16 protein-coding genes and 2 tRNA genes are annotated in these 22,046 nt (G+C 37.5%); 2 read left to right on the plus strand and 16 right to left on the minus strand.

Annotated elements, in window-relative coordinates:
• Nucleotides 1-192: 192 nt before the first annotated feature.
• Nucleotides 193-492, minus strand: coding sequence for a hypothetical protein (locus tag QVA17_RS07825; RefSeq protein WP_027431931.1), 300 nt, complete (start codon nucleotides 490-492; stop codon nucleotides 193-195).
• Between the two features lie 470 nt (nucleotides 493-962).
• Here QVA17_RS07825 and fba point away from each other — a divergent pair, with 470 nt between their 5' ends.
• Together fba and QVA17_RS07835 are read left to right on the plus strand one after the other, a co-directional pair.
• Entirely contained in the window at nucleotides 963-1,829 is an 867-nt protein-coding gene (fba, locus tag QVA17_RS07830) for a class II fructose-1,6-bisphosphate aldolase (protein ID WP_287387621.1), read from the plus strand.
• 150 nt (nucleotides 1,830-1,979) lie between these two features.
• A complete protein-coding gene (locus tag QVA17_RS07835; RefSeq protein WP_287387623.1) occupies nucleotides 1,980-2,930 on the plus strand; it encodes a class B sortase in 951 nt (316 codons plus the stop codon).
• A 176-nt stretch (nucleotides 2,931-3,106) separates the two neighbouring features.
• Here QVA17_RS07835 and QVA17_RS07840 read toward each other — a convergent pair whose 3' ends face one another.
• From QVA17_RS07840 to QVA17_RS07915, 15 genes are all read right to left on the minus strand, one after another.
• On the minus strand, nucleotides 3,107-5,218 hold the full coding sequence (locus tag QVA17_RS07840; RefSeq protein ID WP_287387626.1) for a glutamine synthetase III family protein: 2,112 nt from the start codon (nucleotides 5,216-5,218) through the stop codon (nucleotides 3,107-3,109).
• A gap of 486 nt (nucleotides 5,219-5,704) precedes the next feature.
• Nucleotides 5,705-6,184: an S-ribosylhomocysteine lyase gene (locus QVA17_RS07845; RefSeq protein WP_027431934.1), complete on the minus strand. Its 480-nt coding sequence runs from the start codon at nucleotides 6,182-6,184 to the stop codon at nucleotides 5,705-5,707.
• Nucleotides 6,185-6,193: 9 nt separating this feature from the next.
• The gene (locus QVA17_RS07850; RefSeq protein ID WP_287387629.1) at nucleotides 6,194-7,147 is read right to left on the minus strand and encodes an NYN domain-containing protein; all 954 of its coding nucleotides are present in this window, start codon (nucleotides 7,145-7,147) and stop codon (nucleotides 6,194-6,196) included.
• A gap of 128 nt (nucleotides 7,148-7,275) precedes the next feature.
• A complete protein-coding gene (locus QVA17_RS07855; RefSeq protein WP_027431936.1) occupies nucleotides 7,276-7,458 on the minus strand; it encodes a DUF6472 family protein in 183 nt (60 codons plus the stop codon).
• Between the two features lie 45 nt (nucleotides 7,459-7,503).
• Nucleotides 7,504-11,391, minus strand: a complete 3,888-nt coding sequence (locus tag QVA17_RS12675; protein WP_330635168.1) for an ATP-binding cassette domain-containing protein — start codon at nucleotides 11,389-11,391, stop codon at nucleotides 7,504-7,506.
• A gap of 214 nt (nucleotides 11,392-11,605) precedes the next feature.
• The gene (locus tag QVA17_RS07870; protein WP_287387631.1) at nucleotides 11,606-13,516 is read right to left on the minus strand and encodes an EAL domain-containing protein; all 1,911 of its coding nucleotides are present in this window, start codon (nucleotides 13,514-13,516) and stop codon (nucleotides 11,606-11,608) included.
• 115 nt (nucleotides 13,517-13,631) lie between these two features.
• Nucleotides 13,632-14,681: a cytidylate kinase-like family protein gene (locus tag QVA17_RS07875; protein ID WP_287387633.1), complete on the minus strand. Its 1,050-nt coding sequence runs from the start codon at nucleotides 14,679-14,681 to the stop codon at nucleotides 13,632-13,634.
• A gap of 10 nt (nucleotides 14,682-14,691) precedes the next feature.
• Nucleotides 14,692-16,038 (minus strand): sodium:proton antiporter, encoded by a 1,347-nt coding sequence (locus QVA17_RS07880; protein WP_287387635.1) that lies wholly within the window; start codon nucleotides 16,036-16,038, stop codon nucleotides 14,692-14,694.
• Between the two features lie 185 nt (nucleotides 16,039-16,223).
• Complete coding sequence (locus QVA17_RS07885) at nucleotides 16,224-17,831, minus strand: hypothetical protein (RefSeq protein ID WP_287387636.1); 1,608 nt, start codon at nucleotides 17,829-17,831, stop codon at nucleotides 16,224-16,226.
• A gap of 9 nt (nucleotides 17,832-17,840) precedes the next feature.
• On the minus strand, nucleotides 17,841-18,590 hold the full coding sequence (locus QVA17_RS07890) for a glycosyltransferase family 2 protein (RefSeq protein ID WP_074520426.1): 750 nt from the start codon (nucleotides 18,588-18,590) through the stop codon (nucleotides 17,841-17,843).
• A 90-nt stretch (nucleotides 18,591-18,680) separates the two neighbouring features.
• On the minus strand, nucleotides 18,681-19,742 hold the full coding sequence (locus tag QVA17_RS07895) for a DUF3048 domain-containing protein (RefSeq protein ID WP_287387640.1): 1,062 nt from the start codon (nucleotides 19,740-19,742) through the stop codon (nucleotides 18,681-18,683).
• 124 nt (nucleotides 19,743-19,866) lie between these two features.
• A tRNA-Leu gene (locus QVA17_RS07900) sits at nucleotides 19,867-19,953 on the minus strand.
• A gap of 238 nt (nucleotides 19,954-20,191) precedes the next feature.
• Nucleotides 20,192-20,273, minus strand: a tRNA-Tyr gene (locus tag QVA17_RS07905).
• Between the two features lie 226 nt (nucleotides 20,274-20,499).
• Nucleotides 20,500-20,727: an acyl carrier protein gene (locus QVA17_RS07910; RefSeq protein WP_027431943.1), complete on the minus strand. Its 228-nt coding sequence runs from the start codon at nucleotides 20,725-20,727 to the stop codon at nucleotides 20,500-20,502.
• 56 nt (nucleotides 20,728-20,783) lie between these two features.
• Entirely contained in the window at nucleotides 20,784-22,001 is a 1,218-nt protein-coding gene (locus QVA17_RS07915) for a diaminopimelate decarboxylase family protein (protein ID WP_287387643.1), read from the minus strand.
• Nucleotides 22,002-22,046: the final 45 nt, after the last annotated feature.

Raw genomic sequence — 22,046 nt, forward strand, 5'->3', positions numbered from 1 at the left:
TGAACGCAGTGGCACTTTGTGCCACCTGTCAGAAGGGGCTTTAACCCCTTCTGACACTAGTAAGCTTTATACCCCCGCTTAAAGCTTACGCTTTTGAAGCGGGGGATTGCTTACACTGCGTTCAAAACAGAAAGATTCCTAAAAAAATAGAAAGGTTGCCAAGGGCAACCTTTCTATTTTTTTACACACACTTTACAATAGGAAAAAAGACGCTATTGTTAATATCGCTCCTACCACAATAAGAGCTATTCCTATATTAATATTCTTCTTATTCTTTAGTTTTGAAATCTCTACCTCGTTTCTCTTATCAAAGAAAATGTGAAAATCTCTCTTAGCAGCTATTACCTTAGTTGCTCCAAGGAAAATTCCTACAAATCCTATTAAGAAACACATAAATCCTATAAAAGGAAGGAATGAATCTCCTGCATATTCTTGACTATTATAAAAATCTACATCTAGCAGAACATTTTTCAAATATCCTAGTATCTCCATATATACTCCTCTTTCTAATATCAAGCTGTTAAGAAACACGTATACATCCCAACTAACCTGCTATCCTTCTAGTATCTTAACGTATCTGTTTATATTCCTAACGCGTTAGCTAAGTTCTTTTTAGAAGCTATCTCCTTAGCACATCTATATTCTAGCAAATCAATAGTTGTATTTCAATTAACTAAAGATAAACTAATTTCTAAAAAGTAATTAAATTCGAGCAAATTAATACATAAAATAAACACAAAATGGCAGCGAAAATATTTACAAAAGTCTTTCACTATGCTAACATTATCTTGTTAAAAAATTGACAATTAAAAACTTAGGTAAATTACCACATTTTACTTTTCATTTCTAATTTTTTAGTTTATAATTAGCTTAGTTTATGGCGGTGCCAATAATTTAATATATAATCTATTTTCTTGGGGTGATTGCCTAACAGTTAACTAAAATTATGGAGGTAATATTTTATGTTAGTTTCAGCAAAAGAAATGCTAGACAAAGCAGTAGCTGGTCACTATGCAGTTGGTCAGTTTAACATTAACAATCTTGAATGGACAAAGTCAATTCTTCTTACAGCTGAAGAATTAAAGGCTCCAGTTATCTTAGGTGTTTCTGAAGGTGCTGGTAAGTATATGACTGGATTTAAGACTGTTGCAGCTATGGTAAAGGCTATGGATGAATCTTTAGGAATTACAGTTCCTGTTGCACTTCACCTTGATCATGGTACATATGAAGGTTCATATAAGTGTATCGAAGCTGGTTTCTCTTCAATCATGTTTGATGGTTCACACTATCCAATCGAAGAGAACGTAGAAAAGACTAAGGAATTAGTTAAGGTTTGCCACGAAAAGGGTATCTCAATCGAAGCTGAAGTTGGTGGTATCGGTGGTGAAGAAGATGGCGTTGTTTCTCAGGGTGAGTGCGCTGATCCTAAGGAATGCAAGTCTATCGCAGACCTTGGTGTAGATATGTTAGCAGCTGGTATTGGTAATATCCATGGTAAGTATCCAGAAGGATGGCCAGGTCTTAGATTTGACGTATTAGAGTCAATCAAGGCTGAAATCGGTGATATGCCATTAGTTCTTCACGGTGGTACAGGTATCCCTGAAGACATGATTAAGAAGGCTATCTCACTTGGCGTTGCTAAGATCAACGTTAACACAGAGTGCCAGTTAGTATTTGCTGATGCTACAAGAAAGTATGTTGAAGCAGGTAAGGATTTAGAAGGTAAGGGTTATGACCCAAGAAAGCTTCTTGCTCCTGGTGCTCAGGCAATTAGAGATATCGTTGCTGAGAAGATTAAGCTTTTCGGTTCAGACGGTAAGGCTTGCTAATTTATTGAGAATTAATTTTGTACAATTGATTAGTTATCTATGATATAATTAACTCGGTCCAACAAGAGTTGGTCCGAGTTTTTTACAAAAATGTATGGATAGTAATACTTTACAATTATCTTTACAACTATATTCCTGGAGGAGATATTTATGGGAGACAACAATTTAAACGACAAGGACCCCTACAAGGATGACGACAACTTCAAGGATGACGACATTTATGTAGACGAGGAAGATACTTCTACTTCTTATACTAAGGTTAAGAGCGAGGAAGAAGAAGCGGCAGAATTGGAATTTGAAAAGAAAGAAGCTAAGAAGAAGCGCAATAGAATTATTAACAGAGTAATTCTAGTAGTTGCAGCTTGTGTGTTTGTATTTGCAGCCTATAACTTGATTAGCATTTTACTAGAGTATAAAAAGGGTACAGATACCTACAAGAAGGTAGAGGATGATGTAATTCAAAGCGAAGAGCAAACTATCGTGATTACTGATGAAAATGGTCAGCAAAGTTCCGTAGACATTCCATTTGTTTACGATGAAGAAGCTCTAAAGGCAATAAATTCCTACGCTATTGGTTATATCTACATCCCTTCAATAGACATAAGATTACCAATGGTGCAATACACAGATAATGATTATTATCTACATCACCTAATCGATGGAACTTACAATTCAAGCGGATGTCTTTTCGAGGATAGCCGAATTGATGGTGGAATTAATGCAAGTCACGTTATTATTTATGGTCATAACATGAAGAATGGTAGCATGTTTGGTTTATTAAAATATTACAACAGCGAAAGCTACTATAGATCAGGAAATAACGATAAGATTTACATTTACACAGGAAATGAATTAAGAGAATATACAATCTTCTCTTGTTATGTTAGCGAACCTATTAGTGATACATATACCTACAATTTCTCAACACTTAATGCTATGAGAACATGGGCTAGCCAGATGCAGTCACAGTCACTATATGACACAGGTGTTGATATTAGCAATTCTCAGCAGGTTATTACACTTTCTACATGTACTAACGACGGTAAGCAGAGATTTATCGTACACGCTAGTTTAACAGGATCTGCTACGATTGATAATTAATATGAAAATGTATCTCTTAATGCTATATAAATAAGCTAATTTATAAATCATTATATAATATACATTAAATAAGACCTGCAAGTTATCTTGCAGGTCTTATTCTTTATAATGGTTAAATCTAACTAGCTATACCATATTCAATTGTAATTTATTAATTACTATCATATAATCAATGATTAAACTTCAAAGATTAAATCCTCATACTGAGGGAATGGCCAGTATTCTTCATCAACAAGCATTTCAAGCTTATCAGCTGGCTTTCTAAGTTCATCCATTGCTGTCTTAACAACATCTCTGTAGAATACAGCCTGTTCCTTAGCACCTGTAAGCTTAGCAGCCTTGCAAACAGCTTCTGATAACTTAGCCTGAGCTTCCTTAACAGCCTTAAGCTCTGTTGTAATATCTGCTAATAATTCCTTCTGAACTGAGTTATCGCAACCAACTTCTGCTACTGCAAGAGCTGAGTTAGCAACTTCTGTTGAGTAAGATACAACAGCTGGTACAATCTGCTTAGCAGCCATATCAAGCATTGTCTTAGCTTCGATATTGATTGCCTTTGAGTAAGCTTCGTACTTAATTTCAGATCTTGATTCAAGCTCTGTCTTAGTAAATACACCGAATTCCTCGAATAACTTAACAGCCTTATCTGTTGTAAGAGCTGAAACTGCATCTACCATATTTCTGATGTTTGGAAGGCCACGCTTCTCTGCTTCTGCTACCCATTCATCTGAGTATCCGTTACCATTGAATACGATTCTATGATACTTAGTGAAGAGTTCCTTAATCTTGTCATGGATAGCCATATCAAGATTCTCAGCCTTCTCTAATTCGTCGCATACTTCCTTGAAGCTTTCTGCTACGATTGTATTTAAAACTACGTTAGCTGGAGCAATTGAATCTGCTGAGCCAACCATTCTGAATTCGAACTTATTACCTGTGAAAGCAAATGGTGATGTTCTATTTCTATCTGTTGCATCCTTAGCAAGGTCTGGTAAAGACTTAACACCAGTCTTTAACTTACCCTTCTGGATTGAGCTTGTAGCATCACCCTTATCAATAAGCTGCATAACAACATCTTCTAACTGCTCACCAAGGAACATAGAGATAATTGCTGGAGGTGCCTCATTAGCGCCTAATCTGTGGTCGTTACCAACGTTAGATGCAGACTCTCTTAAAAGATCTGCATGTGTATCAACAGCCTTCATGATACAACCAAGAACTAATAAGAACTGAATGTTCTCATGTGGTGTCTTACCTGGATCAAGTAAGTTAACGCCATTATCTGTAGTCATAGACCAGTTATTGTGCTTACCTGAACCGTTAACACCTGCAAATGGCTTCTCATGTAAGAGGCAAACTAAACCATGTCTATAAGCAACCTTCTTCATAACTTCCATTGTTAACTGGTTGTTATCTGTTGCAATGTTACACTCTGCATAGATTGGAGCAAGCTCGTGCTGTGCAGGAGCAACTTCGTTATGCTGAGTCTTAGCTGAAACGCCAAGCTTCCATAATTCCTTGTTAACATCCTTCATGTATGCTGCAATTCTTTCACGAATAGCACCGAAGTAATGGTCATCTAATTCCTGACCCTTAGGTGGCATACCACCAAATAAAGTTCTACCAGAGAATACTAAATCCTTTCTCTGTAAATACTTTTCTCTATCTACGATGAAATACTCCTGCTCAGCACCGACTGATGGTGTAACCTTAGTAGCTTCTGTATTTCCAAATAATCTAACTAAACGTAATGCCTCTTTATTAATGGCATCCATTGAACGAAGAAGTGGAGTTTTCTGATCAAGAGCTTCTCCTGTATAAGAACAGAAAGCTGTAGGGATAATTAATGTTGCACCTGCAGCATCTTCTCTAACGAAAGCTGGTGATGTACAATCCCAAGCTGTATAACCTCTTGCTTCAAATGTAGCTCTTAAGCCACCTGATGGGAATGATGAAGCATCTGGCTCACCCTTGATTAATTCCTTACCAGAGAATTCCATTAAAACCTTACCATTAGACTTTGGTGCAGAAATAAATGAATCATGCTTTTCAGCTGTAGCACCTGTAAGTGGCTGGAACCAATGAGTATAGTGTGTTGCACCCTTCTCGATAGCCCAATCCTTCATTGCGTTAGCAACTACATCGGCATCTTCCTTACTTAATTCTTGCTTACCATCCATTGTTAAACGTAAATTCTTATATACGTTCTTAGGTAAACGCTCCTTCATAACTGTGTCGTTAAATACGTTCTCGCCAAAGATATCGGCTACATTGAATCTCTCACTCATAACTTCTTCACCTTTCTTGCTAATATTCTTAATTAAAAATAAGAACCTTTGTCCTTACATAGTCTACAAAACTTTAGAAAATTAATCAACTATGAAATTTTACAATTTTCAGGAAGAATGCTATAGGTTTTTTCGCATTATTTCCTACATATTGTATACTTTATTTTCTTAACCTCATATCAGAAAATAAAAAGGCGCCACTAAACGAAAATTTAAAAAACTTTTCGAAAAGTGAACGCCATTGTTCTTATATTCAATATATTAGAATCTTAAATTCCTTCTTGTAGTGCTTGTTGACTACATGTAATAAAATAACCTAAATCAGAAATCATTGCAAGTTATTTTCTAAAAAGCTTAGAATATTAATACATTTTCTTAAAAACCTTTTGATTCTTAATCAGTTTTTGAAAATGTACTTAAGAAAATATAGTCAGTCAATGACCCATAGCTTATCTTATTAGGCCTAACTTAATAATGTTAAGCAAACTACTGTGGATAGCTTAATCTATCGAGAGTTGGTCTATCTAAAACCTCAGACTTAAACTTTCTGATGTAGATTTTAGCTAGGTTTAAGTTGTTATCTAAATAGTTTCCGCAGTCTCTTGGAGTAGCTCCTGGAATCTCATCATTGAAAGCCAATGCAAAATCTGCTGCTTCTCTTAAAACAGGAATAATATCCTCAGACTTTAAGTCACCTGCAAAAATTACATAGAAACCTGTTCTACAACCCATTGGTCCAAAGTAAATTGTCTTAGGTCCCCATTCTTCGTGGTTTCTAAAGAAAGTTGCCCAAAGATGTTCGATTGTATGTAAACCAGGATTGTCCATAGGTGGCTCTACATTTGGTCTTGTAAATCTTAAGTCAAATGTAGTAATTGTCTCTGCTCCTACATGATCCTTTCTTGAAACATAAACTCCTGTAAGTAAATCTAAGTGGTTAACCTTAAAACTTGCTATCTTTTCCATTTTAAAAAATTATCCTTTCTGTCCAGTAATAAATACCAGTTTTCTTCCGTCTACGCTTGCAATCTTTAGCACCTTAATTCCGTTTATAAACTTTGAAAGGGTTGAGTAACCATACTCTTTAACCTTAAAGTTAGGGAATTTGCTATGTATTCTCTGTCCTAGAGCGCCAAGCTCCATGCCTGTCTTTCCTGTCTGTCCTACGCTATCAACTGCAAAATCGATGACCTGCTTAAGGGCTGAGTCATCCTCGCGAAGGCTTACTACTACTGTGTTATTAACATTTTTAACATCAAATGCTTCTATTTCCTCGAGGAACTTAGAAAGCGAACTATATCCATAATTTCTTACATCGAAATCTGAATGCTTCTTCTGAAGACGACTACCAATCTCCCCGAGACCTGTCTGGCGGCCTTTGTTATCATTTTCAGTAATAATCTCAATAATAGCGTTCTCAACCTTGTTCTGGGTAAGCACTATCTCTGGCTTCTTGGCCTTCTTCTTATCAATCTCAGTATCGTCGTCGTCGTTTTGATCTAGCAACAATTCTAGATCTGTAAATACGGAGCAAGCAGCTCTAAAGGAACGTGGAGTCTTATTCTCCCCCATTCCAATGACCTCCATGCCGGACTCACGAAGTCGGCTAGCAAGTCTAGTGAAATCGCCGTCGCTACTTACAATACAAAAACCATCCACGCTGTGGGTATATAAAATGTCCATAGCATCGATAATCAATGTGGAATCCGTAGCGTTCTTACCCACTGTATTTCTAAACTGCTGAATTGGAGTGATTGAATTTTCCATAAGCTCCTTCTTCCACTTGCCAGCTTGTGTACTAGTCCAATCACCGTAAATTCTCTTATAAGTTATAACTCCATATTTTGTCATTTCATCTAAAATGCTACCAATATATTTAGACGAAATATTGTCTGAATCAATTAAAACTGCAAATCTTTTATCGTCCATATCCTTACCTCTACATTTAAACTTAAGTAGCAACCCCTAAAGGGCTTGCTACATTTACAGGAACATCAAGCATTAGAATTGCCTTCGGCAATCAGCTTGACGCTAAGTAGCAACCCCTAAAGGGCTTGCTACATTTGGTGCCTAACCACCTTGTATTCATCATTGCTTTGATAATATGGGCATTGTTTATACTTTGAATTTAATAATCTAGCATAGTCATCTTCGTCCATATTAACATCACAGACATATTCTTCTAACTCGTCATCAAAGACGAGGTTATTACAATAATCACAACTATATTGCGATGCCATACTACCTCCTTCTGCGATAACCGTCTGCGACGCTTATCACACCAATTACATCTGAATCACATTATCTGCTACATTCATTGTTGAGGCTCTATGAGAAACAATGACAACAGTCTTGTTATCACAAGTCTCTGATAAGGCCTTTAAGATGATTCCTTCGTTTAGGGAATCAAGGCTTGAAGTTGGTTCATCCATAAGAATGATTGGGGCGTCTGAAAGGAAGGCTCTTGCCACGCCAAGGCGCTGCTTCTCACCTGTTGATAGGCCTTCTCCTAACTCGCCAATCACTGTATCATAGCCCTTTTCAAGGCTCATAATAAAGTCATGGATTGATGCCTTCTTGGCAGCTTCAATGACTTCCTCCATTGTAGCATTTGCATTAGCCACCTTAATATTAGCGGCAATTGTGTCATTAAAGAGCTCTGTCTCCTGACTTACAAAAGCAATGTGAGAACGCAAAGAGCTTGTGTTAATGTCCTTTAGCTCCTGTTTATTAAAATAAATGCCCCCGGCACTTATCTCATGGATTCTCATAATTGCCTTTAGAAGTGAAGATTTGCCACAACCGCTTTCGCCATGGATGCCAGTGATCTTTCCAGCTTCAAAAAATGCATTGTAGTCACGCAATATTTCCTTTTCATTATAAGCGAAACTAATATCCTTTACAAGGATAGAAATTCCACTATTCGTATTTTCTTTATTAAAATCTAAGTCCTTAGCATCAGTAATTTCCTGAACTTCAGGCTCTTCCTCTAGGATTTTTAGCACTCTGTCACCACTTGCAAAAGTCTGATTTAGATTATTTGAAAGAGATGAAAGGGCAAGCACAGGGCCGAAAGAACCCATAACTGCTACGGTGCACATTAAGCTTTCTGTAAATGTAAGAGCGTTATTTTCAGCAAGGAAAAGTGCCACTACAAATACGAGATATGAGCAAACTAAAATCACGAAATCTGACCACATGCGGGAATCTCCTGCAAATCTAGCAAGGATAAGCTGTGACTTAGATAACTTGTTGGATTTTTTCGCCATATTAAGTCTTCTAACTAAACCTCCGCTGTACTGAATTGTCTCATCGATACCACGAAGAGAATCAAGACAGTAGCTGTTTAATTCGCCAAGACCATTTCTAAACTCTAGCCCCGCCTTAGCTGTAAGCTTTGAGTTAATAAATGGAATAATCACACCGATTGTAAAGTATGCAAGGCCTGCAATCACCGCAATTACTGGAGAGAAATGTGCAAGGAACACAAGCATAACAATGCTTACTAAAAGGGCGATAAAAATCGGACTAATAGTGTGAGCATAGAAAACTTCTAGCTGCTCAATGTCTGAGGTAAGAATTGAAATTAAATTACCTCTGTCTTTTCTATCAAGTTTAGCTGGTGCCAAACGTCTTAAATTTTCAAAAACCTTATGTCTAATAATGGCAAGCAACTTAAAGGCAATTAAGTGATTACAGTACTGCTCAGCATAATGTAGGAAGCCTCTAGCCACCGCAATAACTACAAGAAGCACTAGGGCTATCTGTCTTTGATCGGCTGAAAGTCCACAAACCACTGAACCTGCCATACCATTTGCCACATAATGAGAACCCCAGAACTCTGACACAATGCCCGTTGCAATGATTGTAAGGGAAATTGCGCAAAGATAACCGATAGTTCCAAGAAGCACTGCTGCCGCAATGATTCCAAGAAGTGGCTTAATTAGGCCAAGAAGCTTAAAGCTAATTACAAGGCCATTTCTTCTTTTATTTTCCTTGTCCTTTGAAAATGTAACATTTTCAGCAAAATGATGATGCTCTGTTGGCATCTCATTCTTTGAGTCTCTAAAGCCATCCACATAGTAGCTTGAACGAGTATAACCCTTAGTTTCGTAGAGATTATTCTTAACCTTAAGAAGGGCTCTCTTACTTCTCTCGGCCTCTTTCTTAGCCTCAAGCTCAGCCTCAAAGGCCTTTCGTTCCTCTTCTCTTATGCGCTCACGCTCTAACTCCTCAGCTGTTGGCTCGGCCTTTAACTTATAAAGGCAAACACCTTCTCTAGCATCGTAAGTCTTCTGTGTTGATATCTCATTTTTTCTAAAATTCTCTAACTTAGCCTGAGCATTATAGAGACTTGCGTAAGTTCCATAACCTTCCTCAGCCTTTGAATCTGCCTCATCTAGGTTGAGGATTAGCTCAGAATGCTTACCAGTCTCAACGATTCTGCCCTTATCAAGGACGTAGATGCAGTCGGATTTTTCAACATTTTTCAATCTATGAGAAATTAAAACCACTGTCTTTGTCTTAGAAAGCTCAGTGATAAGCTTCATAATAATCTCTTCGCTTTCGGCATCAATGTTTGAAGTTGCCTCATCAAAGATGTACATCGGTGTGTCCGCAAGTAGGGCTCTTGCAATAGCAAGACGCTGTGCCTGACCTCCGGAAAGGTTAGTAGCTCTCTCTAGAATCTCAGTATCAAGGCCTTCTCTAGCCTCGAAAATTTCCTTAAGAGAAAGCTTCTCTAATATATCCCAAAGCTCCTCATCACTAGCACTGGCCTTTCCAAGGTAGAGATTTTGTCTAACTGTACCTTTGAAAATGTGACTATTGTTCTTAACTAATGTGATATTGCTAAGTAAGCTCTCACTTTTAATGTCCGAAATATTCAAACCGTTAACCTTAATGCTACCAGAGAAGTTTTTATGCTTTCCAGTTAGGAGGCTTGCAATTGTACTCTTTCCGCTACCTGACTCACCAACAATAGAAATAAAGCTAGCGCTTGGTATGTCAAGGTTTATGTTCTCTAGGACTTTTCTTGTATCATCGTAAACAAAAGATACATTTTCAAAAGTAACCGTAACTGAATCGGCCTTGGCACCCTTCATGAAGGCAAGAGTTGATTCCTTGCCCTTAGCAAGCTCCCTTTCTCCCTTCTTGTCCACTTCCATATCAAGCAAGGCGAAAATCTTATCTGCTGCTGCCATTCCGTTCATGGCGATGTGGAAATATGAGCCAAGAAGTCTTAGAGGAATGAAAAATTCTGATGAAAGTAAAATAATTGATAAAGTTCCTGCAAGTCCGATATTTCCATTAAAATATTCAACTATTGTCACAAGCATACCCACAGCTGCGCCGCCGTAAGCCACAATATCCATAACAGATGTAGAGTTTAACTGCATTGTGAGAACTTTCATTGTGATTTTTCTAAATCTGTTGGCCTCAATATCCATCTCGTCTGCCTTTAAATCATCTGTCTGATAAAGCTTAAGAGTTGTGAGACCGTTTAAGTTATCAAGGAAGGAATCCCCAAGTTCTGTGTAGATTCCCCAATATTTGCTTAGTAATCTCTTTGCGATCTTCTGCACCACCACGATAGAAATCGGAATAAGTGGCACACAGATAAGAAGGGTAATACTTGCCTTAAAGCTAATATTTACAAGGCAAAGAAAGAGAGTGAGGGGAGCAAGGAGGCTGTAGAAGAGCTGAGGGATGTATTTGGCAAAATATACCTCTAACTGCTCCACGCCTTCAGTACTTAACTGAATAACCTCGGCGCTTGAAACCTTCTCCTTATAAGAAGGTCCAATCTGAAGGAGCTTCTCATAAATCTTGTCTCTTAAAAGCTTCTTAACATCTGCGCTTGCAAGGTAGTTGATTCTTGCAAGGAGCTTGTCGCAAATCATTCTTATTATAATAAGTAAAGCCAATGTCACTAAAACTAGGGCAAGCATAGTCCAGTTGATGGTAACGCCTGTAACGTCAATAACCACCCAATCGATTGCGATGTTTTTTAGCAACGAAGGCACATTAGATTCAAAAATATCTGCTATAAAACTTGTGATGGTAAATATAGCTAACATCTGCGCTACTAAGGCAACCCATTGAATAATGATGTTAAGGTAAATGTATTTTTTTGAGTTAGATAGTAGCTTTACTAATCTTGTCTTAATCATTTTATTTTCCTGTCTTTCTATATAAGTAATTTTTCTAAATTTCTTAACGATGCTTCGTTCAATATAATCCCATAACAATAATCAACCTTTCATAAATATCCACATTATAATACCACCTTTAATAGGATATTAACAATTATTATTTTCTCCATATTAAGGTGGTATTCATTTAATTTTTTTAAATTTTAAAAATGTATCATAGGGCTACAACACATTAGTTTATTCCATTATACTTCTTCACATATTCCACGAACTCATCCTCAGGAATAGGTCTTGAGAAGTAAAAGCCCTGACAATAATCGCACTCTAGGGACTCCATAAGCTCCTTCTGTGCCTTTGTTTCTACTCCCTCTTGAACAATCTTTCTGCCCATACGCTTACCCATCTCAATGGTATTCTTAAGCATAATCATGGCCTCTTCGTTCTCCTCTGCTCTCCAAAGAATCTCTCTATCAATCTTTAATAGCTTAAAATCAATATTAAAGACGCTACTCATACTAGCAAAGCCAGTACCAAAATCATCAATAGAAGTTGCAAAGCCAATTTCACGAAGCTTGTTAATTGTCCGTTTCATAACCTCTGTATTCTCGACGGCTGCTGTCTCTGTAATTTCAAGGTTTAGCATGTTCACGTCGATGTTATATTTTCTCATAATATCAATGAACTTATCGGTTAAGTCTCGCTGCATACACTGCACAGGAGATAAATTAACCTCGATATAGTCAATTCCAAGACTCTTTAAGTCTCTTTCGCTTAAGAAGCGGCACACATCCTCAAAGACAAATTCTCCGATGCCAATGATGGCGCCATTCTTCTCAGCAGTTCTAATAAACTCCTCAGGATTAATAGCCCCAATCTCTGGGTCGTAAAGTCTAAGTAAGGCCTCTGCCGACTTAATCTTGTTGTGCACTCTATCCCAAATTGGCTGATAGTAAACCTTGAAATTATTAGAAATCAAAGCTCGTCTAACGGCCTGCTCAATCTTTAATCTACGCTTTAACTCCTCAAGTCCCTTTCCTGAGACAAAGGTTACTCTTGAACCATTGCCAGTCTCAGAATAGCCAAGAAGTAAAAGCTCCTCCACGCGGTTTAGGTTATCCGGCACATGAACCTCATAGACTATAGCATTATATTCTATATCAATGTCATTAACCTTCCAAGCCTCTCTAAATCTAGTGTTTAATACGTAGGAAACATATTCGGCTTTGTTATTCTCCTGACCTGTAAGGACAATTGCGAATACGCCTACATTTAAAGAATAAACCCTAGCCTGCCTATCCACAGTCTTTAGCCAAGTAGCGATATTAAATAAACTCTCGTTAATCTGATCAATACCAAGAACAGACATGTAACCTTCTATATTAGTAAGCTTAAGCATTATAACGCTAAACTTGTTGTCACTATCAATTAAAAGCTTCACATCTCGCTTAAAGGTGTTGCGGCTATATACGTCATACTCTGATACCTTGTGGCTTGCCTCATCATCAAGACTAATCATAACAGACATATAAACCACCGCCTGCACGAATAACTCGATTAAAAGATGTGGGTAAAAATACTGCACAATAACGGAAACTATTCCACTCCAGATAAAGAGAGACAACATAATCACCATCTTAAGCCTAATAGACTTAAAGTAGATAATCATGTGTACCAAAAAGAATATTAAATAAAATAATGTCACACCGTATATGCAAATCATAAGTATTTCTCTGTGATAGCCGTAATTACTATCAAAAGAGAATACTAGATTGTGGAATCTGTTAGTTATAAGAAGTACAAAATTTACAAAATAAGGAATGAGAAGTAGATTGTACTTCTTCTTATCAGTCTTATAAAAAGCGCCAGAAATCATGTTGGCGTAAATGTAATACTGATATGGCACGAAATTATGAATTAGCAAATATAAATTGTTGCAGGTATAAAAAAGAGGGAGTGGTATGCAACCCTTGTTATTTACTGCAACCGAGAAAATGATATCTAAGACCGCACAAATAAGACCGTTAATAACGATCCAGAAAAACATCTTATTCTCATCTCTATCTCTGTCTTTAATGACAAACATGCAGCCCATTACAATTAAACTTATAATAATTGCACATATATCAAAATCAAAATTATACATATACTACCTCTAAGAACGCCCATAAATCAAAAGGTGATGCTAATAAAAAGCATCACCTTATCACTAATATTATAACAAATTAATTGTATAGATTCTATAATTCTTTATCAAAATTTTAACAGTTTTCTGTTCTTGTAAGCATATCTACAATTAAATCCACAGATCCTGCAATTCCGTATCTAGAACTATTTAAGCAGAAGTCATAGTTGTTAGCTTCGTCCCAGTCCTTACTTGTATAATACTTGTAATATCTGTTTCTAAACTTATCGACCTTTCTTAAGTGCTTTCTAGCAGTCTTATAGTCAGTTCCGTTAATTTCCATCATTCTCTTAATACGCTCATCTTCTGGCGCTGTAATGTAGATACTAACGTGAGGGATGTGGTTATTAGTAAGAATGGCATCCGCGCATCTACCCATAACAACGAAGTCCTCACTCTTTGAAATATCGCAAAGAATTTCACTGATCTTAAAGAAAACTGCATCCTTTAATGGAAGACCATGATATCTGTTGAGATTCTTTAAAAGATATCTTAACTGATCTGAGTTCTTCTCATAGAAGACACTATGCTTCTTTCTATCATACTTGTAACCCTTATCCTTGGAATTCTGAATTGCGTTAACGTTTCTTCCTTCCTCAAGGTTACTAATAACTTCCTGGAAGATTTCTGCATCGTAGAAGTTACATTTTAACTTATCAGCAAGCGCAAAACCGATTTCAGTACCTGCGCTACCATAAGTTCTGTTTATGCAAATGATACGATGATGCTTAACACCTGCATCAACCGCATTACTTACGTCACATAATTTAGCTGCTTCATAATCAAGAATTTCTACCTGACCAAAGCCTGGAGACATAGTTGAGATTTCTTTTAAAATGCTATCGTATTCCTTCATAATCTCTTTCCAAGCCTGGTGGTCTCTCTGCTTGATTGTACGAGCCATGTTACCAATTAAGGCTACCATACTTCTTAGGGCATGAGATTTATTACCCTCTGTCATAGTCTCCATAATCTCTTCAACTGATGTTGTTCTATCATCACTAAATAAGCGACCAAGTTTAGAACCTGTTGCTTCGTAAACTTTTTTATCTAAGTCATAAATCTGCTCAGCTAACTTTGCAAGATCAGACTTAGTAATTTCTTTCTGTGTCATATTATCACTCATATTCTACCTCCTATAAGAAGAATACTAAAGTATCAAGAATGAACACTGGCACTAAAATACCAATAGACCATTTCATATAACCAAAGAAGCTTGGCATTCTGATACCGTTTTCGTCTGATATTGATTTGATCATAAAGTTAGGTGCATTACCGATGTATGTGTTAGCTCCCATAAATACGGCACCACATGAGATTGCAAGTAACATATGAGCTGGAATTGTACCAACTGTTGTTGCAATACCTGATGTGTAACCAAGTGTACCTGCGGCAGTTAAGAATACAAGGTAAGTTGGTGTGTTATCAAGGAAACTTGAAAGCGCACCGGTTGTCCAGAACATTTGCATAGGCTTTGTAAGACCAAGGTCTGGGCCAACTGACTTAAGTAATGTAAGAGCTGGTGCCATAGTAATAAAGATACCAATGAAAAGAATTGCTACTTCTTCGATAGCGCCCCATGTGAAATGGTTTCTCTCTCTGATTTCCTTATTAGTAGTCTTAAATGAAAGGAAGGCTGCAAGTAAGATAATTACACACTCAATCATAGCTGGGAATGTAAATGTAACTTCGCCTAAAATGTGAATACCAAGTACAGCTCCCTCTGCATCCTGGAATGCAGGAAGTGTAGGTAAAACACCACTTAAGATAACCGCTACAACGATCATTACTAAGAAAATTAAATTGTGAAGTCCTGAGAACTTAATCTCTGTTCCGGCCTTTGAAAGGTCAGGTCTACGACCTCTTGCTAAATCTCTCTTATATCTCTTTCTATCAATAAAATAGAAGATAACAGAAAGAACTGCTAAATTAAATATGAAAACTGGGAATAGATTCAAGCTCCAAAAGAATGGTACACCACGCATAAAGCCCATTAAAAGTGGTGGATCACCCATAGGTGTTAGGGCGCCTCCAAGGTTACTGATCATGAAAATGAAGAAAATCATGATGTGTCCCTTATGACGTCTCCAAGAATTCATCTTGATTATAGGTCTAACCATAAGCATTGATGAACCTGTGGTACCGATGATACTTGAAAGAAATGTTCCAATTATAAGTAATATAACATTAACTCCTGGCGAACCAGCTAGGTCACCGTCAAAAGAAATATTACCTGCCACACAATAAAGTCCAAATAAAAGGACGATAAAAGTAAGATAGTCTCCGAAGAAACTCTCTAATACAGACTCAGCTGTTCCCACAATACTGTTACTGATTGTAAAAAGAATTGCAAATACAATAATCCAGAATGCGACAGCGATGGCCTTGTACTTTTCCCACCATTCTGCATTAAAGATAGGAAAAAGTGCTATACATAGCAATAATCCTACGAATGGTAAGCACAATACGATTGAATTAACCATAAAAATCCTCCTAAAGATCGATTACTAAGCGTAATCTACTTTTTCTGGCTTACAATTGTTGTATTATCCTCTTATATAAAGATAAAGTCAACAAGTTTACTGATAATAATTCCCCATATATATTTTTCACATAAACCCACAATTGATTATTATATATTGTAAAACTTTTTCGTGTAAGTATCAATTTACAAATATTTCTTTCCAAAAAATATACATTTGCAAATCTTTTCCAATATTTCTGGACTATTCTTAGTGAAATTTGCATCGTAAGGAGTGATAAAAAGCGCTATAGCCCCAAGTATTGTAATAATGCAAAGATACGCTATAAATTGCCTTATATCATTTTTATATTTCTTACTAGCCGTGGCCTCAAGACTTGCAAGGCAGATAAAGGCATTGATTCCCATAAGTAATAGGAAATCTAGCTTGTATCTTTCAAGTAGGTAAGGGGTCCAGCACACAGAAAGCACTGTAATCACAATAGGCAAGACAAAGAGCCAGAGGCTAAAGCCGTAGAGCCCCTCCTTCTTTAATTTATAAGAAGCTCTTTTTGAAAATGCAGCAAAGACGGCAATTAGTATCGGGAATTCAAACAATACCCCCGAAAAGCCTACAAAAGGAAAGCTCTCCTTTATAGTCTTAAAACTAATGAAGTTGTAAACAAGTCCGTTTAGCACATCAATTAGATTGAAGCGTTTGAAAATGTTACCGTAGGCCGATTGGTCTGTCACTGTCATTTGATAAGACTGTCCAAATTCAAAAGGATTTTGGAAACGTAGGTAGTTGTAAAGCATAAGAGCTAGGGCTACAAGGAGGTATGGTAGAGCTGCAATGCAGAGGTTACGTAAGATTGAAACCTGGCCGCGGCTTGCTGCGAGTGAAACTAAGTCGCCATTCTCGCAGGCAGGCTCGCTGCAAACCTCCACTCGGCCGCCGACTTCATAATCTCCTGCCCTAAACTTCTTCACATATATAATTATAAAAGGAATCACCGCAAGGCTTGCTAGTCCTATAGTTGGTCTTGAGCCCCAAACTAGGGCGCCACAAAGGGAGCCAAGGATTGCATCCTTTATAACTTTCCAATTCTTTTTTTGTAAAAAAACGCCATGAATAAAGAAATAAAAACTCCAAATCTGAAAAGCCAAACCACAAGAAATAGCTGTGCAGTAAAGCTCTGGTGCATCAAGAATATACCAGACGCTAAGGACTGATACAGTAACAGATAATAGAGAAACTAGGCTTGCGGGAAGCTTTTTAAAGAAAAGCCTTTGTAACATTTTCAAAAGGAAGAAGATTCCTAGAACGATAAAGATTACAAAAATCCTAGTTGCTATGATTGTTGGCAGGCTAAAGCCTATAATTAACTTAAAAGGTAGGAATAAAAGAATCACTGGCACTACTCCAAAGTAGACATAGTAGTGGCCCTCAAAATAGGCGCTATCCCAGTGAACGGATATGTCGTTTAGCTTACGCACCTGATAGTCGTAAGGATTAGATAGGGCTTCTAGCTTTGGGTCCACGTCGTAATCTAGATATAAGTGGCCCTCAAGGAAGCTATCAGCCAAAAGCTCATACTGGTCGTGGTGATTATTATTAACCCCATTCCAGCTGTTACTAAGCCCCATTGGGAGCTGGAGAACTAATATAGTTACTAGCATTATGGAAAGCTCAATTCCCTTTTTAAAAGTGGAATTAAGGCTAACATTTTCTTTGAATAAAAATGACCTCTTGTTAAAGATTGCAAAAAGTCCTAATAGAATTCCCCAAAATAAAATACTAGTAACTATATACATAGGCGTCCCCTACCTTTTCTCATCATAATAATGTAAAAAATAAACCCTGTAAAAAATCTTCCAAGTATCTAGAAATACATGCCAAGTGTCCTTTAAACCGATTCGGTTGGCGTTCTTCTCTCTAACAAACACAACCTCTACTGGCATCTGCGCAATCTTTGCCCCTCTTCTGTGAACCGCCACTAAAAGCTCGATATCATAAGCAAAACCTGCGGTTCTAATTAAATGGCCTACAGGCTTGATTGCTGAAGCCTTAAAGACCTTGATTCCTGTCTGTGTATCCTTCACATTTAGGTGGAAAAGCACAAGCAGCATAAGGTAGTAACCCATGCTTATGACCTTTCGCTTGAAAGGATATTTTAGTTTAGAATCTTTATGAAATTTACAGCCAATGACTACATCCTTGTTATCTCTTAGCATCTTCTCTAAGTAGCCCTCAAGCTGCATTGGATTTAGCTCCAAATCCGCATCAAGAAATGCGATATATTCTCCATCGGACTGCATAACCCCCGCCATGATTGCATTACCCTTGCCTCTATTCTTACCGTAAGAGACAGGTCTAATGCGGGAGTCTTCCTTTGCTGCCCTCTTAATCTCCTTTAATGTATTATCTTTGCTACCATCATTTACCACTACAATTTCAAAATCCTCTACAAAAGATGACACAATACTAATAGTCTTCATCAAACTCTCATAGATTAGTTTTTCCTCATTATAGGCCGGCATTACAACTGATAACTTCGCGCCTAAATCTACCATATTAAATGTCCTTCTTAAAAAAATGAGTACTGCATATCGTACAGTACTCATTATATCAATTCTTAATTTATCTTGCTATAGTTTTTAAAACTATTCAATAGTCAAGCCTTCGCTAGTTGGATGAAGCTCAACATAAGTTCTACCATCGGAAAGCTCGATTTCTTCACCTGTTGCAGCATTAGTATAAACAGTCTGAGCATACCTATCAGCCTTAGACCAATTGATTGGAATTGCGCTACCATTTGTAATATAATAGCCAGTTCCTGAGCCAGTTGTGTAAATGTCTAAGCAGTAGTTATCTGACATGTAGCCATAGCTTATGTTCTGAACGATAATGTTCTTTGCTGTGAAGCTCTCACCTGTGCCATAGTCAGAGGCTGTTGTGCCATTATTAGCTCTTGTGTATTCCTTAGTTGTTTGGTCATATGAAAATGTAGTCGTCTGGGCGCCGCCAATAGTTACCTTGACGTTAGTTGCTGGAAGGGCGCCTTCCACTCCACTTAGATCCACATCTGAAACATTGTAGTTAAATACTAAAGTGTCCTCAGCAGAATCTGCTTCCATATTAAAGTCCTTAGTGTCCCTTGCATACTCAAGTAGCTTAAGAGTTGATGTATAAGCTGTATGCTCTGTTGCTAGGTTCTTCGGATTCTCTCTCCAGAAAGGAGAATCATACATACCGTTAATGTCGTCAATGCCTGTTGAAGAAATCTGAGAAATAGCCCAGTCACTTCCACCAAAATGAACAAATATGGCATCTGACTCAAAACAGTAATCTAACATGTTGTGTCTCGCACTTCTTACAGTTCCTACCTGTAAGTCTTCCTCTACATCCTTAAAGAAGGCAAGAAGTCTTGTCTGACCACCTTCTACTGGAATCTCGTAAATTAAAAAGGCCTTGTTTAGGCCACGCTGTACTGTAGTTGCAGGATAGACGTTGTTAATAGAAATGGCAAATGGTCTTGTCTTTGAATTAACGTCTACTACATCCACTACTTCAGGCGCTTCTGTCTGCTCCTGTGTTGTCTCCTCTGTCTCTGTTTCTGTTTCCGCTTCTTGTGCTTTTTTCTTACCGCAAGCTCCAAGATTTAAAATCATCATTGAAGAAAAAAGACATACTAGGAGTAAAGATAACAATCTCTTAACTTTCATAAAAGCCCTCCCCATCTATTCATATTTTAATTTTACTATTAATAATATTTTCTGTAAAGTGGGAGAAAAAAAAGGACTACAAACGAATTTGTAGTCCTTTTGTCTTATTATTACAAAAATGTAATGCCGGCAACGGGAATCGAACCCGTATGGGAGTATAAGTCCCGCAGGATTTTAAGTCCTGTGCGTCTGCCAGTTCCGCCACACCGGCATAACTGCTCAATGAGCAATTAACCTAGTCTTAAGTGCTCTCAAGACCTTAGTTATATTATCACGAGATTGAAGCTTCGTCAACCTAAAATTAGGAAATCTTGCGATATTTTTATACATGTTAAACTGGCGTAGCCTAAGTTATCCTAGCGATGCATCAATGTCTCGCTCTTGGGAAAAAGATCTTACGATCAACAAGACAACTAAGAATGCTTTACTACCTGCAGAATACATGCAAATGGGCGGAGAAGGATTCGAACCTTCGAAGGCAGTGCCAGCAGATTTACAGTCTGTCCCCTTTGGCCCCTCGGGAATCCACCCATGTACTCAAATAAGCAATTATTAAGTTAATTCAAGGCAATAAGCTTTACTGCCTCAAACGTTTGCAAGTTTACCATAACAAAATATACTATGCAATACATTTTCAAAGGCTTTCATAAATCTTTCACTTTTTTCACAAAGTTGACACAGACTTGACAATACAGTTTGTGGTTTATATACAAAAATGTGTATGGAATTGCATTGCAAAACCATACACATTTTAAGATTAATCTTCCTGTAATCTTTCAACCATTGCTAAAAGACCTGCAGCGCTATTGAAGTTATCTGGGATAATTTCGCTAGCTGGAATTGAAATATCATACTCATCTGTAAGAGCTGAGATGATCTGTAAAATATCAAATGAATCTAAAATGTGATCATCAATAAGTGTTGTGCAATTTTCAAAATCTACATCTTCCTTAACGTCCTGTAAAATTTCAATAAGTTCTTCCATAGTTTTCCTTCGACTTTAAAAGTCTATCCTTTCTAATGATTAATTTTGTAAAAAATTTACCTATTCATAGAATTGATTTCGTAGCTTTCCACGTAGTCTCTTACTAATCTAGCACTTCCATCCCACAATACTACTCGAGGAAGGGTTCTACTAAGGAATAGATAAATACCTTCTGTAATAGAGTACGCTCCCATGTTTGAGAATGCAAGTACATCTCCCATATTTAATTCAAGAGGAAGCTGACTTACAATAATATCGTTTGTGGTACATAAGCTACCATATAAACAATAAGCCTTTTTTGTGGCATTTTCTTGAACATCTTCTAAAGAGCTTATAACTTCCTTAGTGTTTAGATTAGCCACCACAGGAACTTTCATACCCATCATCTGGCCGTAGTAATTTACGTGATTAAGGCCGCCGTCAATAAAGGCATAGTCAATGTCCTTGTTAGTCTTCATATCCACGATAGAAGTTAGATAATAACCGCATTCAGTGGCAATAAAACGTCCCATCTCAATAGTTAGCTCATAACCCTTAGCTGCCAAAGCCTTTAGGCCTTCGCTAATCTCCTCAAGGGATTCGTAGCTGTTAGTGCTGTCATCTTCTGCAAAAATTGGCACTCTAGCTCCAGGGCCATACTCAACCCTTTCCATCTTAAAGCCATGTTCTTTTTCTATAATTTCAAGGATTTCTGCTAATTTATCAAGCTCCTTTAGCTGCTTTCTAGCATGTTTCTTTTGAGTACCTGTAAAGAAATGAAGTCCTTTTATTTCAATTTTGTCATACTTGTCACGGTTATCAATTAAGTAGAAAAGGTCTTCCTTGCTCATACCAAACTGATTGCCGCCGTTAAGTCTAGGAATTAAATTTACCTTGTGGTCTGCGTGTTTCTGGATATATTCCACCTGACGAAGAGATTCCGCTGTGAAAGTGGCAATGCTTCTTTGCTCTTTATCTACTCCTACCCCATATTCAAGGGCGCGGATTACATCCTTTTCTGTCTTACAGACACCTGAGTAAATGATCTTACTTGGGTCAACCTTATACTTTGCGCAAAGTTCTAACTCTCCCGGAGAGCAGACCTCAAGACCATCCACAAGGTCCACAAGCTCTGTTGTAAGGAATGGATTTGCCTTGATTGAATAAACAAGACCTACTTGTTCTCCAATAATATGTCTGATTTTTTCAATTCTTTCCTTTAATGCTTTTATATCAAAAACGTATGTTGGGCTGCCGTATTCATCGGCAACTGCTTTTAGTTCTTCTAAGTTCATGATTTCCCTCTTTCTTTTGATTTAGCAGACGCTTGGCGCGGGCAG

The organism is Lachnospira sp. (assembly GCF_016290755.1).
Classification (GTDB): Bacteria; Bacillota; Clostridia; order Lachnospirales; family Lachnospiraceae; genus Lachnospira; species Lachnospira multipara.

Bases quoted from the DNA above. Each gene is read 5' to 3' on its own strand.
- QVA17_RS07825 (WP_027431931.1), bottom strand. From the start codon at position 492: ATGGAGATACTAGGATATTTGAAAAATGTTCTGCTAGATGTAGATTTT.
- fba (WP_287387621.1), top strand. From the start codon at position 963: ATGTTAGTTTCAGCAAAAGAAATGCTAGACAAAGCAGTAGCTGGTCAC.
- QVA17_RS07835 (WP_287387623.1), top strand. From the start codon at position 1,980: ATGGGAGACAACAATTTAAACGACAAGGACCCCTACAAGGATGACGAC.
- QVA17_RS07840 (WP_287387626.1), bottom strand. From the start codon at position 5,218: ATGAGTGAGAGATTCAATGTAGCCGATATCTTTGGCGAGAACGTATTT.
- QVA17_RS07845 (WP_027431934.1), bottom strand. From the start codon at position 6,184: ATGGAAAAGATAGCAAGTTTTAAGGTTAACCACTTAGATTTACTTACA.
- QVA17_RS07850 (WP_287387629.1), bottom strand. From the start codon at position 7,147: ATGGACGATAAAAGATTTGCAGTTTTAATTGATTCAGACAATATTTCG.
- QVA17_RS07855 (WP_027431936.1), bottom strand. From the start codon at position 7,458: ATGGCATCGCAATATAGTTGTGATTATTGTAATAACCTCGTCTTTGAT.
- QVA17_RS12675 (WP_330635168.1), bottom strand. From the start codon at position 11,391: ATGATTAAGACAAGATTAGTAAAGCTACTATCTAACTCAAAAAAATAC.
- QVA17_RS07870 (WP_287387631.1), bottom strand. From the start codon at position 13,516: ATGTATAATTTTGATTTTGATATATGTGCAATTATTATAAGTTTAATT.
- QVA17_RS07875 (WP_287387633.1), bottom strand. From the start codon at position 14,681: ATGAGTGATAATATGACACAGAAAGAAATTACTAAGTCTGATCTTGCA.
- QVA17_RS07880 (WP_287387635.1), bottom strand. From the start codon at position 16,038: ATGGTTAATTCAATCGTATTGTGCTTACCATTCGTAGGATTATTGCTA.
- QVA17_RS07885 (WP_287387636.1), bottom strand. From the start codon at position 17,831: ATGTATATAGTTACTAGTATTTTATTTTGGGGAATTCTATTAGGACTT.
- QVA17_RS07890 (WP_074520426.1), bottom strand. From the start codon at position 18,590: ATGGTAGATTTAGGCGCGAAGTTATCAGTTGTAATGCCGGCCTATAAT.
- QVA17_RS07895 (WP_287387640.1), bottom strand. From the start codon at position 19,742: ATGAAAGTTAAGAGATTGTTATCTTTACTCCTAGTATGTCTTTTTTCT.
- QVA17_RS07910 (WP_027431943.1), bottom strand. From the start codon at position 20,727: ATGGAAGAACTTATTGAAATTTTACAGGACGTTAAGGAAGATGTAGAT.
- QVA17_RS07915 (WP_287387643.1), bottom strand. From the start codon at position 22,001: ATGAACTTAGAAGAACTAAAAGCAGTTGCCGATGAATACGGCAGCCCA.